The following is a 17,102-nucleotide window of genomic DNA, read 5'->3' as shown; positions in this document are numbered from 1 at the left end:
CGTTTTCTATATCTTATTTTTTCAATGTCGCACGAAGCATCCAAATTTGTTTTTCGATTTCCTTCGCTTGACCAAGTAGATCATCTTCAACCGTCACGTCTTGTGCCTCAAGATGTTCAATCGCATCGAGCATCTCTTTTCGGACTTGTTGGAAGTCTTTGATGACGGAATCAATCATCTCATCTGCCGATAACCCCGATTTCGCTTCTTCAAGCGTCGTTTGCTCTAAATACTCTTTCAGTGTCGCAGAAGGTGTTCCGTTATTCATCAGGAGACGTTCTGCAACGACATCATATTGTTCAGACACCCATGTATAAAGTTCTTCAAGCTTCTCGTGAAGCGTTAAGAAGTCTGGTCCTTTAATGTACCAATGATAATTGTGGAGTTTGACGAACAGTACCCCATAGTTTGCTACCTGTTGATTCAAAGCTGATTTTGCATGATTACTAATCATCCGATATTCCCCTTTCCTGATTTCAAATGACGTTCTATTTCATCTTTATCCTTAAATAACAAAGAATAAACATCATTCTCAGGAAAAGTGCTCTATCGAGGACGCTTTAATCCTTTCAACATATACCCACCTTTGAAGTCGACGGAATCGAATGCGACGAGGAATGCTTTCGGTTCGTATTCTTCGACGAGATTACGAAGCACTTTCATACGTGTTCGAGCCGCGAGCACATCTAACCGATAACGGACACCGTCTCGTCCTTGACCTTGATAATGTGTCACACCAAAACCATTATCGCGAATGACCTGAATCAGTTCCGCTGGAAATTCTTGCGTATGCACTTGAATCATATTGTAACCGATGGCGAGTTTTCGCTCGACATATCCACCGACGAGTATTCCTAGACCAAATCCAAGCGCGTAAACGACCATACCGAGTGTCGTTAAGTCTTGGAATACGATTCCTAGTGCAAAAATGTAAATCAATGTTTCGACTGTGCCAAACAATCCGGCAATGACAGTTCGCCCTTTGACGAGCATGATCGTCCGTAATGTCAAAACAGGAACGTAAATCAACTGGAGCAATAAGATGAGTAAAATCTGTCCCATGGTGTCTTTCCTTTCTGTTAATAACTTCAACACATACACACTATTTCAAACTTTTTTTCAAGATGCAATCCTATTTTAGATTTTCCTCATCGGTTTTTTGAAATTACTATCATAATTCAAAATTACGACAAAAAAAGTGCCACTCGAGTCGAGTGACATTTTGATTCTCGCTTATTTCACACTTTGATATTGATGCTGATACGTTTGGATATCGCCCGCTCCCATGAACAGAAGCACAGCATTTTCATGCTGACGTAGAACAGAAACGTTATCGCGCGTCAGAATAGAAGCTTGCGGGATTTTCTCCTGCAGATCTTCGACGCGAACTTGCCCTTCCTGCTCACGTGCCGATCCAAAGATTTCGCATAGATATGTCGCATCTGCTTCACGTAAAGAAGTCGCGAAATCATCCATGAATGATTTCAAGCGTGTGTACGTATGCGGTTGGAAAATCGCAATGACTTCACGGTCCGGATATTTCTTCCGTGCCGACTCAATCGTCGCGCTGATTTCCTTCGGATGGTGCGCGTAGTCATCTACTAGGATTTGTGTGCCGAATTCCGACTCACTGAAGCGACGTTTTACACCACCAAATGTGGCTAAACGTTCAGCAACGTCGTCTTTGCTCAATCCTTCGTACTGACAGATCGCAATGACAGAGAGTGCATTCAAGACATGATGACGACCGAATCCTGGAATGAGGAACGTGCCGTAGAAATCATCACGTAAATAAACATCAAATGATGTACCATCTGGCGTTGACGTCGCGTTTTCCGCGCGGAAATCATTGTTTTCTCCAAATCCATAATAGAGAACAGGTACATTCGCTTGAATGTTTTGAAGATGCTCATCATCTCCACAAGCAACGATCGCTTGCTTAACCTGCATCGCCATTTCTTGGAATGCCGAAACGACGTCATCGATTCCTGTGAAATAATCCGAATGATCGAAGTCGATATTCGTCATGATAGCGTAGTCCGGCTTGTAATATAAGAAGTGACGTTTGTATTCACATGCCTCGAAGACGAATGCTTTCGCATCCTCTACTCCTGCCCCTGTCCCGTCTCCGATCAAGAAAGCTGTCGGCGTGATACCGCTCAAGACGTGTGAAAGCAAACCTGTCGTCGACGTTTTTCCGTGTGAGCCTGTAATGGCGACCGAACGATATTCATTTGCTAGGTGTCCTAAGAAATCGTAATAATGATGGATGGTTAAACCAAGTTCATTTGCCCGTGCGATTTCTGGATGATCATCTCCAAAAGCATTCCCTTGGATAATGACATAATCTTCTTTGATGTTATCCGCATTGAACGGGAAAAATGGAATTCCCTTAGCCCGTAACGCGTCTTCAGTAAAAATGTGCTTTTCGATGTCTGAACCTTGCACCTCATGATTCATCTCATGTAGTACTTGGGCGAGCGCACTCATCCCTGTTCCTTTGATTCCAACAAAATGATACTTTGTCATATAAAAGCCCTCCAATTCACGTTCCGGTCCGTACCATCGGGCTCGGGTACAAAACCTGTACCATTATAGCAAACCGATTTATTTTTTACCATGTAAATTATTTTGTTCTCGACGTGCGCGATACATCGCCATCAAGTCTTTCGTCGTCATAACGACGTTAACAGGCGGTCCGACCGGTTTTTTCACTTCCGACTGAACAGGCTTATCGACCTCAGTAACAGATGGATCTTGATCTACTTCAATAGCAGATGTATCAAAAGTCGGTGCGAAGCTCTCCGCTTGTTGCTCAGCTTCTTTTTCATCAGCAGACTCTTCACCTGATGTCTCTGTCGGAACAACTAATTGTTCCACCGTCTCACTGTTGGAAGATGTTTCAGTTTCGTCCGTTTCTTCTACTTCGGTTACGGTCGGCACTTCTTCTCTCACGAGCTCTTCGCTTGTGTGAGGTTCCGGTACAAGTAATTCGACGTCCGTTACCGGTACAAGACCAGCATTTGCTTCGTCTGATACGACTTCTGTCGGATCAGCTGATTGTTCCATCGTCTCACTGTCGGAAGATGTTTCAGTTCCGTCCGTTTCTTTTACTTCGGTTACGGTTGGCATTTCTTCTCTCACGAGCTCTTCACTTGTGTGAGGTTCCGGTACGAGTAATTCGACATCCGTCACCGGTACAAGACCAGCATCTGCTTCCGCTTCGTCTAATACGACTTCTGGCGCGATCAGTTCTTGATCCGTCAAAGCAACCTCATCAGTATTTCCCTCTTCGACTGTTTCCGAAACCTGCTCACTCATTTCCGTTTCTTCCGCAGCTTTTACGGTTTCCGATGCAGATTGCTTCGGACGTTGGAATCCATAAATCGGTGAAGGCACATCCGTTAAAACGAAGCGATCTTCACGCTCCTCTTTTTTCGGACGTTCCACCGGCTTTGTCTCACGTTCCCCTGCAAGCTCTCGACGAATCCGGGCAGCCTGCTCTTTTAGTGACTGTTCATAACGATTACTCATACGTTCACCCCTCCATCTTGTTAAAAAATCGGTCGAATCATCGACCGATTGAGAATGCTTCCCCTACTGCTTTTGTATCATCGAGTACAAGAATCCCTTTTTCTTGTGGTGCATCGACAAGTCCGAGCTCACGTGCTGAACAGAGCATACCGCTTGATGGTACGCCGCGTAACGCTGAAGGACGGATGATTAACCCAGACGGCATGACCGCTCCCGGTTTAGCAACGACTACTTTTTGACCCGCCGCTACATTCGGTGCTCCACAAACGATTTGTAAAGTTCCGTTATCTACTTCTACCTGACAGACCGATAATTTATCAGCATCCGGATGCTTCTCGCAAGAAGCAACGAACCCAACAACGAATTTCGGAGAATAATCCACTTGTTCGAGTGACAATTCGATATCTCGACTCGCCAGTTCCTTTTGGATGCGTGTTGCCAATTCTTCCGTCAATTCAACCGGTCCTTGTGTCTCGATCGTAAACATAGTCGAAGCATCAAACAGGTTGTAACCGACGACACGATCACCATGCTTGATAGTTGCTACGTCTCCTTCACGAGTCGCTGTCACTTCCGCACGTGGTGCGTCTTCCAAAATGATCATTAAGACGTCGCCGACGCCCTCTTTATTATAAAACACATTCATTCAATCCATGACTCCCTTCCGCCTTTCTCACAATGCCTATTGTATCAGATTCTTCACTCTTTCGGCTGCTTGTTTTTCGCAAGGACGAAGACCGGCTCCAGATTGCCCTCTTCATATAAGAATGGCAGTGCCGTGACCGGTACACGACCGTTCGAAAAGAAGTCAAACATCAGTTGCTGTAAGACATCATATCCGGCGTCATTCCGAATATCAGCGAAAATCAGGACATCCTGATGCGGAATTCCGACTGCGAATTCTCCTTCGATTTGCGCCGCATAATCTGCTAATAACGTCTTGTTCAAAACACGACTCGCCTCATATCCGTCGCCGAGACTCAAGAAATAAAAGATATTCCCTGCGACTTCGTCTTGTTTAAATGGCGCTTCAAGCGATTTCACATTAAAACGCGCTGCTTCTGATAACTGTTCAGCTGTCCATTCAGCAGACGCCAGTAACTCCTCATCAATCAAACGATACGTCGCTCCTAAATCGAGTGCATACATGATTTTCGTCTCGCCCGTATGTGGTGTACTGACAAGCGTCTTCCCTTCTTTTGTCGTATCGGCAAACGATTTAGCACGAATGACAGGAAAGATTTTTTGCTCTTGTCCAACGAGTGAGATTTGATCCGTTTGTCCGAGTACAGCACGGATATATTCGATCGTCTCTTCGACTGCGATGACACCTCTTCGTTTTGCTTTTGCGACAAGCGGATTCAATCCGACATCAACGCCTGATTTATCGTGCTTTCGCTCAATTCGTAATACAGACTTTTCACGATCGAAATATGTCGCGTACCCTTCTTCTTCAAATGTTTGTGTCATCATTCTTCGGATTTGTTGTAGTTCCATTCGAATTCATCCTTTCTATCATGAAAAAAAGCGAGTCAGCGCTCGCTTTTTTCTTAAACCGTCTCTAAAAATGCTGTCACCTGTTCTGGTGTCTTCCGCTCTTTCCCGACATAACGCCCTGTCTCTTCACCATCGCGGAATGCAACAAAACTCGGAATTCCGAAGATGTCCATTTCCTGGGCAATTTCAATATGATCGTCGCGATCGACGTAGTAAAACTCGAAGCCGTTAAATGTTTGCTCGATTTCCGGCATGAACGGATCTAAGAAGCGGCAATCCGGGCACCAGTTTGCTGAGAATAAAAAGACGGCATTTCCTTGTTTTGCTGTATCGAATTCTTGTTTGGATTGTAATGTTTTCATGATGATTTCCTCCTTTGATTTCCCTAGAAGTCATTGTCCTCATCATAGCATATTCAATTGTGGCTGTGCGTTTTCGTGCTTGGTTTGCTATACTGCAACTAGAAAACACCTGGAAAGGACTTCACTATGGCAGATCAACCAATCAAACATCCGTTCGAACGCTTCGTCGGCTTCGTTGGCATGACGAGTTGTTTACGTTACGGCTATTCCTTCATTGATTCTGAACGAAGCTTACCCGAAATCTTTTTGTATTTGGTCGTCGGTTTTGCGATCATCATTTTACTCGAAGCACTCGGAAAACGACTCGCTCGAAAATTGCCTGTCGTACGCATGCGGTATTTGACTCCGCTTTACCTCATTTACCTCTACGTTTTCTTTACGAGTTTTTATTCAAGTTCATTCGGATTCTCTTTATGAAAAAAGCTGATTCAAAAAGTCATATGCTTGTTCGTCCACCATCCGGTCAAACAGGCGTATCCTTTAGAATCAGCTTTTTGTATTTAATATTCGATTTTTAAATCGCCATCTTGAATCCGACCGAGACGTCGTAATATGCGATAAATGAAATAACTGATGATGCCGGGCGCAAGGAAACAGAGGACAGCGACTGCGAGGTAATACTCCGTTTCGAACCCCATCGTTTTTAATAACATCAATGGACCAACGAATCCGCTCGTACCCATACCAGAACCTTCCGGGTTACTCTCAAGCATTAACAAAACAGTCGCAAATGGCGCTAGTATAGCACCGGCTACAGTCGGCGGTAGAAGAATCCAAGGATTTCGAATGATATTTCCTACTTGTAACATCGATGTTCCAATCCCTTGAGCAACCACACCACCGATTCCGTTATCACGATAACTGATGACGCCAAATCCAATCATCTGTGCCGCACAACCGATCGTCGCCGCCCCTGCAGCAAGTCCATCCAAACCAAGCATAATTCCAAGCGCAGCACTCGAAATCGGCGCTGTCAATGCAAGACCCATGACGGTAGCAACGAAAATCCCCATGAATAATGGTTCGCGTTCCGTTCCCCAATGAATCAACTCACCGAGATCCGTCATGCCTTTTCCAATCCACTTTCCTGCGTAACGTCCGGCAACGAATCCGGCTAGTAACGTAACGAACGGCGTCAATAGAATATCGAGTCTCGTCGTCTTTGAAACGAGTTTTCCGACCTCTGTCGCTAGAAGCGTTGCAATGTAACTACCTGCTGGTCCTCCTGCTTCATATCCGAACGCACCAACGGCAACTGCTGCGAACAAGATAAGCAGTGGTGCCTCAAGCGCAAACGCTACAGCCACACCGATTGCTGGCCCGGTCAGTGCGATTGCCTGCTCTCCTAACTGAATGAGAAACTTCGCCTCTACACCACGATCGACCAGTCCTTCACCAATCGTTCGGATGATGAGACCCATGATCAACGAACTAAACAAACCAAGCGCCATATAACTTAATACGGTGATGAAATATACTTTAGGGCTAAGTGAGATCCCTTTTTGTTTGAACATCTTGTCACGTCCTTTTCTTAACATCGCGTATCATTATATCAAATCTCCTTTCTATCCGACTACATTGTTTTTCCAACTGACAAGACAGTTCATGCTTACGCCGTTCTTATTTAAACAAAAACAGACAGCGGATTCATATCCACTGTCTGTCATGTCATTCACTTGACTTGTAGCGTCGCGAGCGTCGTCGTATCGAGGTTCGTGACGAGTTTCCGAAGCAATTCCTTCGCCGCATCATAATCATCTGTATGCATGATCGATGCATGCGTATGGATGTAGCGTGCTGGTAATCCAACGACTGTTGTAGGAATCCCATTATTCGAACGATGGATGACACCACCATCGGTCCCACCTGCACCGACATAATATTGATACGGAATCTTGTTCGATTCTGCCGTATCGAGGACGTAATCCGTCATCTCTTTTGAGAGGATCATGACACTGTCTTTAATTCGAAGCAACGGTCCTTGTCCGAGTTGACCGAATTCCGTTTTGTCTCCTGATGCATCATTGGCAGGAGAAGCGTCGACGACGAACGCGACGTCGGGATCGATGAGTGCCGTCGCTGTTTGCGCACCGCGCAATCCAACTTCTTCTTGAACCGTTGCACCCGAGAACAAAATGTTCGGATGATCCGCCGCTGTCGTCTCTTCCAACAATTCAATCGCCATTCCGACACCATAGCGGTTATCCCATGCTTTCGCCATGATCTTCTTCGGATTCGCCATCGGTGTGAACGGGAAGAATGGTACGGCAGGAATACCTGGACGTACTCCAAACGATTCCGCCTCTTCTTTTGAGTCTGCACCGATATCGATGAACATGTCTTTGATCGCCATTGGCTTATTGCGCACTTCTTCTGTCAATAAGTGTGGTGGAATCGATGCGATGACACCAGGGATGACACCGTTGTCCGTACAGATCGAGAAGCGTTGCGCAAGCAACACTTGGCTCCACCAGCCACCGAGCGGTTGAATCCGCAACATTCCGTTCTTCGTGATTTGCGTCACCATGAATGCCACTTCGTCCATGTGCCCGGCAACCATGACTTTCGGTCCTGTCGCATCGCCTGTTCGTTTTCCGAAAATCGAACCAAGTCCATCCGTAACGATCTCATCCGTGACAGGTGTGATGCGCTCGCGAACGAACTGACGAACGTCGTGCTCAAACCCCGGTGCCCCATTCAATTCCGTCAGTGTTCGAAATAACTCTCTCGTTTTTTCATTCATATGTATCGCCTCCTGCTTCTCATTATACAAAAAATTGCTTCTATCACTTAACCTTTTGTTTCTCTCTGAACGAATTATTTGGTACAGTAGGAATAGAACCTGTAAGGAGGGGAATTTTAATGAAAAAACGCTATTGGATTATCGGATTGGCAGCAGCTGTCGTCGCCGCTTTCGCAGTGAAGAAAGCCGTTGATAACAAACAACTTTCTGCCGAGGAAGCGCTCGAAATCACGAAACGCACATTTTCAGCAAAAGGACGTGTCCAAGGTGCATGGATCTCTGCAACACCAGAGGCTTACGCATATGAGTCACGTGACTACCAAAGCTACAAAGGTGGCATCTCGGTCCTTGAAGGTGATGACGAAAAAACGTATCAATTCACAGTTGATGCCGAAACTGGCGCTTTACTCGAATACGCTTAATCAAAAGACCGTCCTTCGATCGACGAAGTACGGTCTTTTTTCCACGTTCATCTGAAGGGGGTATGATTCATGTCGATTCTTGCTACGCTGTTCGTTATCCTCGTTGCTTTGGAACACTTTTATATTTTAGCACTTGAAATGTTCTTTCTTTCTTCCAAAGCGGCTCGTCGAACGTTCGGTTTAACGGACGAAGCTGTTGCATCACAACAAATTCGGACACTTTTTGCGAATCAAGGCTTATATAATGGATTTTTAGCAGCCGGACTAGTATTTGGTCTGATTCGTCAGGATGTGGCTGTCCAATTGTTCTTTTTAGCGTGCGTCATCATCGCTGCGCTTTATGGCGCCGTGACTGCCAATCGCTCCATTTTACTCAAACAAGGCTTGCCTGCCATACTTGCTTTCATCTTCGTGTTGCTTGCATGAGAAAAGCCCCTATCCGATTGGATAGAGGCTTTTTTCTTAATTAACGCGGGTTGTCGTTGCGTTCGTAGATCGGGTTCATGTATTCCGTCGTCGAGTATAGACGTGGAACAACGATGTATAAGATGACTGCTGGTACAGCGATGATCAACAACATCAAGAGCATCGGTAACCAGTAGACGACTTTTTGTTGAAGATTATCCGAGTTACCGTCGATGTATTCTTTTACGCCATCAACTTTTGCAGCATCGGCACTCGTCAACAATTTACCGCTATCGGCATTGAAGAAGTGGATTTCACGTTTGATCGTGATGAAGATGCCGTCACGGACTGTCTCGATGACAGCGATCCCGCCGATGACTTCTTCTCCTTTTTCATTCGTGAACGTCTTCGGATCCTCGATTTCGACCGAACCTTTTTTATAATCGTAATGCGTCGTTGGTAATTCCTCATTCAATGCTTTCGTCATTTCTGAGGTATCAACCGCAGCAAGTACCGATTGACCGATACTTAATGCGAGAAAGAGCGCCGTTACGAAGGCTAAGCTTTTCTGCCACATCCCCAAATTCCCCCTTTACCTATAAGTACAAGTTCTTCAGTCAACAACATTGTACCAATTAATAAGAAAAAAGTGTGAAAGAAATACCAGGAAAATAAGAAAACTTTTTGTCTAAATTAATTTTGGTACGTTGCTTCCATCCGATAAATCGGTTGACCCATTGATGAAAAGCGCTCTTCGTACTCTGTCCGGACGTTATCTTCCGGTTCATTCGCATGTAAATCAAGTGACATCCAGTCGAAGCGCATGCCGTATGCTGACATCGTCATCAAACTCGATTCGAACAACTTCCGATTATCTGTCTTGAAGTGGATTTGACCCTTCGCCGGTAAAATATCTTCATATGTCGAGAGGAATGTTTTATACGTCAAGCGGCGTTTCGCATGACGTGTCTTTGGCCATGGATCAGAGAAGTTCAAGTACACGCGGGACACTTCGCCTTTTTCAAAGTAATCACGTAGGTCTTTTGCATCGACCGTCAAGACGCGAACGTTCGATTGTGGTGTTTCGACCAATTTTTGAACGATCGTCACGGCAACGCTTTCGAATAGTTCGATCGCGATGAAGTTGATATCCGGGTGTTGGTGCGCCATTCCGGTAATGAAAGCTCCCTTCCCTGATCCCACTTCGATGTAGATCGGGTTATCATTCTTGAACTCGCTAGCCCATGCCCCTTTAAGAGATGCTGGTTCTGCTATATAGATCGAGGATTGTTCCTTCATATAATCCTGCGCCCATGGTTTATGTCGTAAACGCACTATCGTTCATCCTTTCCAAACTTAAATTATCCGCAGATAAGTTTATCATGATTCGGGTAATTATATAAGAACTTCTTCGTTTCCTATCGAAGAATGTTCAGCAGTTCGTCACTTGAGAAATAGTGAGCATTCTAATACACTTAAGGTACGTAAGAACCGAAAAGGAGGGCTATACTGTGGATGATTTCTTGATTAGTTGGGCATCTCCCATCGTTCTCGTCTTGGGAATCACTGCTTTGTTCGTCTGGGCGACTTTCGGAAAAGTCGACGTCGAATAAGGGCAATCTCTGTACCTTGTGTAATCATACACAAGGTACTTTTTTTATTTTCTCAATGATTTTAGGTTGGTTTTACCATGAAACAGATGTATACTTTTTTTGAAACAGATAATTTATTACAGCTATCGAACACCAAAAAACGTTGGTAAAAAGGAGAATTGTAATGAACGAAAATAAAAACAGTGATTCAAAAGAATTAGTACAGAAGAAAACAGGTGCGGATCTCGTCGTCGATTCACTCATCGAGCAAGGTGTAGATTACATCTTCGGTATTCCCGGCGCCAAAATCGATTCCGTCTTCAATGTGTTACAGGACCGGGGACCTGAACTCATTGTTGCACGCCACGAACAAAACGCTGCCTTCATGGCTCAAGCCATCGGACGCTTGACGGACAAACCGGGTGTCGTCCTTGTGACATCTGGTCCTGGGGCATCAAATTTAGCGACTGGTCTTGTGACGGCGAACTCTGAAGGTGACCCTGTTGTCGCAATTGCCGGAGCTGTCACACGGGCCGATCGTTTAAAACGAACACATCAGTCCATGGACAATCAGGCACTTTTTACACCGATTACGAACTTTAGTGCTGAAGTGCAAGATGCCGACAACATTCCAGAAGTATTATCGAATGCTTTCCGAACAGCTGAAACGACAGCTGGAGCTGCTTTCGTCAGTATCCCGCAAGACGTCGGGCTAAGCGAAGCGAACGTCACGGCGTTCCGTGCGGTCGAAGCACCAAAGCTTGGTGTTGCACCAGAAGCATGGGTCGATGAAACAGCCCGTCTGATTCAAGAGGCAAAACTCCCTGTCTTGTTACTCGGTATGCGCGCGAGTCAGCCAGACGTCGTACATTCGATTCGTTCGTTACTCAAAAACGTCTCGATTCCTGTTGTTCAGACATTCCAAGCGGCCGGCACGTTATCACGAGAGCTTGAATCGAATTTCTACGGACGTGTTGGATTGTTCCGTAACCAGCCGGGAGATGCATTACTTGCAGAAGCGGATCTCGTTCTCTCGATCGGATATGACCCAATCGGTTATGACCCGAAATTCTGGAACCAACCAACGCACGACCGGACGCTTGTTCACATCGATCAAATGCGTGCTGAAATCGATCATTTCTATCGTCCAGATCATGAGCTTGTCGGTGATATGGCGAAAACCGTCGATGCGATCGCTGAACGCCTACGACCACTCACATTACCTGAAAGCTCTGTTCAGTTCCTTGAAGGATTACATCAACGTCTTGTCGATCGCGATGTTCCTCCTGTCGCGGATTCTTCATTGACGCATCCACTTTATTTCATGAAGACGTTGCGTGAAAAAATTGCGGACGATGTCACCGTCACGGTCGATGTCGGCTCACACTATATTTGGATGGCACGTCACTTCCGTTCGTACGAACCGCGCCACCTCCTCTTTAGTAACGGGATGCAAACGCTCGGCGTCGCACTTCCATGGGCAATCGCAGCTACACTCGTTCGTCCTGGAAAGAAAGCTGTCTCGATTTCAGGTGACGGCGGATTCCTCTTCTCTGCAATGGAACTTGAGACAGCTGTCCGTTTGAACTCACCACTCGTCCACTTCGTCTGGCGCGACAGCGGATTCGATATGGTCGCGTTCCAACAAGAGATGAAATACAAACGGAAATCCGGTACGTCATTTGGTGACGTCGATCTCGTCAAATACGCGGAAAGCTTCGGAGCAAAAGGACTCCGCGTCAATCATCCTTCGGAACTCGCAGCAATCATGGATGAAGCACTCGCGACAGACGGTCCCGTCATTGTCGATGTGCCGATCGATTACCGTGACAACATCGCGCTCGGAGAACAAGTTCATCTCGATCAATTGAACTAAGGAGGATTCACATGGCACACGATAAAACACTCGTCCAGATTTCAACGATGATGGCACTACTTGACGGCGTATTTGAGAGTGAAGTCACGTACGCTTCCGTCCTTGATCAACGTGATTTCGGTATCGGAACGTTTGACCACTTAGACGGTGAGATGATTGGATTCGATGGTCAATTCTATCAACTCCGCTCAGATGGTAGTGCTCGACCGCTCCAACCTGAGACGACGACGCCTTTCGCGACATTAACCCGTTTCGAGCCGGAACAAACTCTGACCGTGACGGAAGAGATGTCAAAAGCGACGTTTGAGCACTGGCTGAACGAACAACTCCCAACGATCAATAGCTTTTATGCTATCCGGATTGACGGAACATTCACGGAGGTTCAGACACGCACCGTCGCACGCCAGGAAAAACCATTCGTTCCAATCACGGAAGCTGTCGCTTCTCAAAGCGCTCGTACGTTCGAGCACACGGAAGGAACGCTTGCCGGATACTATACACCACGATTCGGTCACGGTATCGCCGTCGCCGGATATCACCTTCATTTCATCGATGCTGCTCGCGAAGGTGGTGGTCACGTCTTTGACTACACAGTTAAGAACGTCACCGTCTCATTCGAAGAAAAGCCGCAACTTGATTTACGTCTACCGACGACAGCGGCTTATCGATTGGCAGATCTCGAAAGTCACGATATTGAAAAAGAGATTAAAATCGCAGAAGGTTAATCAAAAAAAGCGTGTCGTTCCCTTTCGGAATGACACGCTTTTTAGTCGTTTGAGTATTCAAGTAGCTGTTCAAGAAAATGATAACTGTCGTCGACATCCGGATGACGCGTATCTTCATACCAGTAGAGTGACAATACTGCTTGCGCTACGACATACCAGTGCATGCGTCGCTTCAAATCGCTCGTCAAAGGATGTCCATAATGTTCGAACCATTCTGGCCAAGCCGCTTCGTCGACATAACTATATAACATCATTCCAAGATCGTACGCACGGTCAGCAATGATCGCATCATCCCAATCGTTCAGATAGAGTTGACCGTCTGCTCCCGTCAACCAGTTATTATGGTTCAAATCTGAATGACAAACGACCTGCTCATCCGTTCTGACCTGCTCCAGATTTTGTTCGAGGTAAACCATCGCATGTTCCACGAGCTCCGGATCCTCTAAATCATCCGGTTGAAAGTACAAACGACATTGTCGCAATAACTCATCAGGTTCGATCGGGCGCTGGTCAAGCTGTTGTAGCATGAACAGTAATTCCTTCGAATCATGGATTTTCCCAAGCAAACGTGCTACTTCAGGACGTTCCATCATTTCGGGCTCCAACTCGTCGCCTTCAATGAACTGTTGGGCGCTGATGACGTCCCCACTATAAATCCGTTTCGTCCATAATAACTTCGGAACGATTCCGTCTGCAGATAAAATCGCCAAAAACGGCGATGAATTTCGTTTTAAGAACAACTTCGATTGTCCGGTTGAAGCGATATACGCTTCTCCTGTGATTCCACCTGCTGGCGTAAGGGTCCAGCCTTCGCCAAGCGCATCTAAAATATCTAATTCCATTATAATCCGCTCAACTTTTTTAGTAGATTTGCCTAAGGCACAATGCTTATCTTAACACGTTGCGATCGTCGTTGACAACGGAAGGACCTGAATCCTGTCGACACCTTTCAGAAGCGGGTCGACCGAGGCCTTATCCCCTTGTACATGCACATTCCAGCGCGAATGATCAAGTGAGACTTCAACGATTTCGCGCGTCGTATTGTAAACGATGAGCGTGCGTTGCCATGCATCATACGAGTGGACCGCTCCAAGTTCATAAGCAATGACACCCGGACGTAAGTCGATGAAATGAAGCAACTCGCGAATCTGATTCGCTCGGTGCAACCGGAATCCGCCATGCATTCTACGAATCTGCAAAATCGTCCTGATGTATGTGACAAGGGACAGATGATCATCCCGCCGTTCCCAATCCATTCGATTGATCTCGTCTGGTGCGTTATAGCTGTTTTCAACACCTTGTTTCGTGCGCAAGAACTCTTGACCTGCGTGAAGAAACGGAATCCCTTGCGCAAACAAGGCAATCGTCTGAGCTAAGCGACTCATCCGCAATAATTGCTGTTCATCTGCCTCTGGACAAGATAACTTTAATTTATCGTATAACGTATGATTGTCGTGCGCCTCGACGTAATTGATGGAATAGGTAGGTTCCGGAAAACGTCCGTACGTTTGATTGTCGATATGGACACTTCCCGCAATCCCGTTTCGGACCTCCCCTTCCTTCCAGCCATCTCCCGCAACGAATCCTCGGTCGAATTCACTGAACGTCGATCCTTTTAACGCGTCACGGAACACATCATTAAAATGGGCGATCCGCGGCATTTGCGCAGCGGAGGCACTCATCGCCTTTAATCGTTCCGGTAACGCTGTCGCAAGATCCCATCCTTCTCCATACACCAGAATCGTTGGATCAATCGCATCGAGCGCCGCGCGAACATCATTCATCGTCTCAATGTCATGAATCCCCATCAAATCAAATCGAAAGGCATCAATCCGGTAGACTCGAGCAAAGTACGTCAAACAGTCAACGATCAGACGGCGCATCATGAATCGCTCAGATGCGGTATCATTTCCGACACCTGTTCCGTTCGATAGTGTTCCGTCTACTTCATAGCGGAAATAATAACCAGGGACAAGCTGTTCGAGAGAGGAGCGTTCTCGAATGAAAACGTGATTCATGACGACATCAAATGTGACACGAATGCCTGCTTCATGGAGCCGCTCTACCATTTCCGCGTATTCTCTGACACGAACGAGTGGTTCAACCGAACTCGCATAACTCCCAGCTAGCCCGAACCAAAGCATTGGGTCGTATCCCCAGTTATATGGAGACCGTGTCCGTTCATCGGTCGTCTCAAAAAAGTGGACTGGTAGCAATTGCAGATGGGTGATCCCGAGATCTAGGAGATAATCAAGTCCCGTCGCATGTCCGCGAGGAGAGCGTGTCCCTCGTTCCGTCATCCCCGCGTATTGACCCGGATGACTTGAACCAGCTGAGTGATCGATCGTGAAATCACGGATATTCGCTTCGTAAATGACAGCGTCTGACGGTTTGACGAACAGAGGACGCGCGACACGCTTCGGGAACCACTTGGTCATCGTCCGTTCGACGTCAACGATGACGCCGTATCGACCATTCTCCGATATCGCACTAGCGTACGGATCGACGACCTCTTGTGTGCCAAGATATGTCGTCACTTCATACCGATACCAGCACTCTGCGATATCTTGTTCCAGTTGAAGATGATAAGCACCTTGCTCTTGTCGCTCCATTTCGTGCTTTCCGAGTAACCGTTCATCTTGATCGTACACGACACACATGATCCGTTCTGCGACCGGTGACCAAACAGCAAAGTGAAATGCTCCCTCTTCTTCCCAGACACCGAGCTTCCCTTCGTAACGGTACTTGCGCTCGAATGCTTCCGTCCTGACTAACCGGTCGGGAACGACGCGGATTGACCGACCTGCTCCAAATACCTCATATCGACATTCTAGCTCGACCGGTTCCAGAACCGTCAATTCATAAAGCACCAGTTGTTCCTCACGGTGTGTCTCGACTTGCTGGATCGCAAGTGATTGTCCATCACATTCAAGCGACCAGTGGATTGACGGATTGCCTTCGACCTCGACCCGGATGCTCTGGAACGATAAGAACTCCGCCCGGATCACTGGTATCGCTACTTCTTGATTCGTCATCTCTTTCGCAACGACAATGCCGTCGCTCCCTCCCTTACTCTTGGATTCGAGACTGTCCCTCACTTTGAATCGCCATATGAAACGGAATCGATACCGTCTCTTTTAGGATTTTTTCGCACACTCGCATCTGAAATGCCTTTGTATGAGTCGCATTCGCATTCATCCGTTGCACCCAGTTCGGAAAATCGACTTTATTGACATACGTCGTCGTCGTTTCCTTTGGAATTTGATCAAAATAACCTGAAGGGGCGAGGATGACTCGTTCGATCGGCAAGACGTAATCTCGACCGAGTACGACCCGTAAAATATCTTCTGTCCGCTTTAAACCGATGTTCGGATTCAAAATTTGTTTCGCAGAAGCCTTGAACGGCTGCTCCCGCCATAACTTATCTCGCCGGATATGATAGATACTTTCGTCGCCATCGAGCCATTCCATGATATAGATCGCGGACGGACCGACGACGAACGGACTCAATTCGACTTCTCCGACTTGATATTGGATGACCGCTCGATAAAACATCGCATATTGTTCATTTAGTAGATGCAACATCTGATAGAAGTCTAAATGACGTTTCAATGGAATCCGCCAAATGTCCTCCTCCCCTGCTCCACCAGTGACGTTCAAGAGCTTTTGTAACTCGAGACGTTTTTTGTACCATTTATCAAACGCTCTTCGAGATAATTGTTTACCCGGAAGTTGAATAACTTCACTTTTTTTCATCACTTGCCACCACTTCTTCGGACGGATGAGCGTCTCCCCTGGAAACAACTCTCCTGCTTCCCATCTGCGATAGACATGGGCATAATCAAGTGCCTGGTGTTCACCGAATCGTTTTGTCATCTCTAGCGGATTTTTTTCAAATCGACTATCTAAGTCATATAGTTTCATCAAAATTGCGATGGGGATCACC

General features: G+C 46.5%; 20 protein-coding genes. 6 read left to right on the top strand and 14 right to left on the bottom strand.

What is annotated here, in order from left to right:
* Positions 1–13: 13 nt before the first annotated feature.
* The 7 genes from B4C70_RS10720 to B4C70_RS10690 form a co-directional block, all read right to left on the bottom strand.
* Positions 14–454 carry a Dps family protein gene (locus B4C70_RS10720; RefSeq protein WP_023469073.1) on the bottom strand — a complete coding sequence of 147 codons (441 nt, stop codon included), beginning with the start codon at positions 452–454 and terminating at the stop codon, positions 14–16.
* A gap of 92 nt (positions 455–546) precedes the next feature.
* Positions 547–1,062 (bottom strand): DUF2179 domain-containing protein, encoded by a 516-nt coding sequence (locus tag B4C70_RS10715; protein ID WP_023469074.1) that lies wholly within the window; start codon positions 1,060–1,062, stop codon positions 547–549.
* A 171-nt stretch (positions 1,063–1,233) separates the two neighbouring features.
* Positions 1,234–2,529: a UDP-N-acetylmuramate--L-alanine ligase gene (murC, locus tag B4C70_RS10710; protein WP_023469075.1), complete on the bottom strand. Its 1,296-nt coding sequence runs from the start codon at positions 2,527–2,529 to the stop codon at positions 1,234–1,236.
* A 78-nt stretch (positions 2,530–2,607) separates the two neighbouring features.
* Positions 2,608–3,534, bottom strand: coding sequence for a hypothetical protein (locus B4C70_RS10705; RefSeq protein WP_290779212.1), 927 nt, complete (start codon positions 3,532–3,534; stop codon positions 2,608–2,610).
* A gap of 37 nt (positions 3,535–3,571) precedes the next feature.
* Entirely contained in the window at positions 3,572–4,180 is a 609-nt protein-coding gene (ytpR, locus tag B4C70_RS10700) for a YtpR family tRNA-binding protein (protein ID WP_290779210.1), read from the bottom strand.
* 53 nt (positions 4,181–4,233) lie between these two features.
* Complete coding sequence (locus B4C70_RS10695) at positions 4,234–5,031, bottom strand: DUF1444 domain-containing protein (protein WP_290779207.1); 798 nt, start codon at positions 5,029–5,031, stop codon at positions 4,234–4,236.
* Positions 5,032–5,084: 53 nt separating this feature from the next.
* On the bottom strand, positions 5,085–5,393 hold the full coding sequence (locus B4C70_RS10690) for a thioredoxin family protein (protein WP_023469079.1): 309 nt from the start codon (positions 5,391–5,393) through the stop codon (positions 5,085–5,087).
* A 126-nt stretch (positions 5,394–5,519) separates the two neighbouring features.
* Here B4C70_RS10690 and B4C70_RS10685 point away from each other — a divergent pair, with 126 nt between their 5' ends.
* Positions 5,520–5,810 (top strand): hypothetical protein, encoded by a 291-nt coding sequence (locus tag B4C70_RS10685; RefSeq protein ID WP_023469080.1) that lies wholly within the window; start codon positions 5,520–5,522, stop codon positions 5,808–5,810.
* A gap of 83 nt (positions 5,811–5,893) precedes the next feature.
* Here the strand turns inward: B4C70_RS10685 and B4C70_RS10680 are convergent, their stop codons facing one another.
* Complete coding sequence (locus tag B4C70_RS10680) at positions 5,894–6,907, bottom strand: PTS transporter subunit IIC (RefSeq protein ID WP_290779204.1); 1,014 nt, start codon at positions 6,905–6,907, stop codon at positions 5,894–5,896.
* A 158-nt stretch (positions 6,908–7,065) separates the two neighbouring features.
* Positions 7,066–8,136 (bottom strand): M42 family metallopeptidase, encoded by a 1,071-nt coding sequence (locus tag B4C70_RS10675; RefSeq protein WP_035396484.1) that lies wholly within the window; start codon positions 8,134–8,136, stop codon positions 7,066–7,068.
* 119 nt (positions 8,137–8,255) lie between these two features.
* Between B4C70_RS10675 and B4C70_RS10670 the strand changes: the two genes are divergently transcribed.
* Positions 8,256–8,558, top strand: coding sequence for a PepSY domain-containing protein (locus B4C70_RS10670; protein WP_012371126.1), 303 nt, complete (start codon positions 8,256–8,258; stop codon positions 8,556–8,558).
* A gap of 69 nt (positions 8,559–8,627) precedes the next feature.
* Positions 8,628–8,984, top strand: a complete 357-nt coding sequence (locus B4C70_RS10665) for a DUF1304 domain-containing protein (protein ID WP_058264707.1) — start codon at positions 8,628–8,630, stop codon at positions 8,982–8,984.
* Between the two features lie 40 nt (positions 8,985–9,024).
* Here the strand turns inward: B4C70_RS10665 and B4C70_RS10660 are convergent, their stop codons facing one another.
* Together B4C70_RS10660 and trmB are read right to left on the bottom strand one after the other, a co-directional pair.
* Positions 9,025–9,540 (bottom strand): hypothetical protein, encoded by a 516-nt coding sequence (locus tag B4C70_RS10660; RefSeq protein WP_058703918.1) that lies wholly within the window; start codon positions 9,538–9,540, stop codon positions 9,025–9,027.
* A gap of 116 nt (positions 9,541–9,656) precedes the next feature.
* Positions 9,657–10,298, bottom strand: coding sequence for a tRNA (guanosine(46)-N7)-methyltransferase TrmB (gene trmB / locus B4C70_RS10655; RefSeq protein ID WP_023469086.1), 642 nt, complete (start codon positions 10,296–10,298; stop codon positions 9,657–9,659).
* Between the two features lie 176 nt (positions 10,299–10,474).
* Here trmB and cydS point away from each other — a divergent pair, with 176 nt between their 5' ends.
* The 3 genes from cydS to budA all read left to right on the top strand — a co-directional run bounded on the left by cydS (position 10,475) and on the right by budA (position 13,156).
* On the top strand, positions 10,475–10,576 hold the full coding sequence (gene cydS / locus B4C70_RS15165) for a cytochrome bd oxidase small subunit CydS (RefSeq protein ID WP_023469087.1): 102 nt from the start codon (positions 10,475–10,477) through the stop codon (positions 10,574–10,576).
* Positions 10,577–10,739: 163 nt separating this feature from the next.
* Positions 10,740–12,431: an acetolactate synthase AlsS gene (alsS, locus tag B4C70_RS10650; protein ID WP_290779199.1), complete on the top strand. Its 1,692-nt coding sequence runs from the start codon at positions 10,740–10,742 to the stop codon at positions 12,429–12,431.
* Positions 12,432–12,442: 11 nt separating this feature from the next.
* The gene (gene budA, locus B4C70_RS10645) at positions 12,443–13,156 is read left to right on the top strand and encodes an acetolactate decarboxylase (RefSeq protein WP_290779196.1); all 714 of its coding nucleotides are present in this window, start codon (positions 12,443–12,445) and stop codon (positions 13,154–13,156) included.
* Between the two features lie 41 nt (positions 13,157–13,197).
* Here budA and B4C70_RS10640 read toward each other — a convergent pair whose 3' ends face one another.
* From B4C70_RS10640 to B4C70_RS10630, 3 genes are read right to left on the bottom strand one after another with little or no spacing between them, the layout of a single operon-like run.
* A complete protein-coding gene (locus B4C70_RS10640; RefSeq protein WP_087681261.1) occupies positions 13,198–13,998 on the bottom strand; it encodes a phosphotransferase family protein in 801 nt (266 codons plus the stop codon).
* A gap of 51 nt (positions 13,999–14,049) precedes the next feature.
* The gene (pulA, locus tag B4C70_RS10635) at positions 14,050–16,254 is read right to left on the bottom strand and encodes a type I pullulanase (protein WP_290779193.1); all 2,205 of its coding nucleotides are present in this window, start codon (positions 16,252–16,254) and stop codon (positions 14,050–14,052) included.
* Complete coding sequence (locus B4C70_RS10630) at positions 16,226–17,101, bottom strand: hypothetical protein (RefSeq protein WP_231925647.1); 876 nt, start codon at positions 17,099–17,101, stop codon at positions 16,226–16,228. The genes pulA and B4C70_RS10630 overlap by 29 nt, the downstream gene beginning before the upstream one ends.
* Position 17,102 lies beyond the last annotated feature (1 nt).

Origin of the sequence: Exiguobacterium sp. UBA5002 (assembly GCF_002396765.1) — a bacterium.
In the GTDB taxonomy this organism is placed as follows: Bacteria; Bacillota; Bacilli; order Exiguobacteriales; family Exiguobacteriaceae; genus Exiguobacterium_A.
This window is presented reverse-complemented; position numbering and strand designations above follow the sequence as displayed.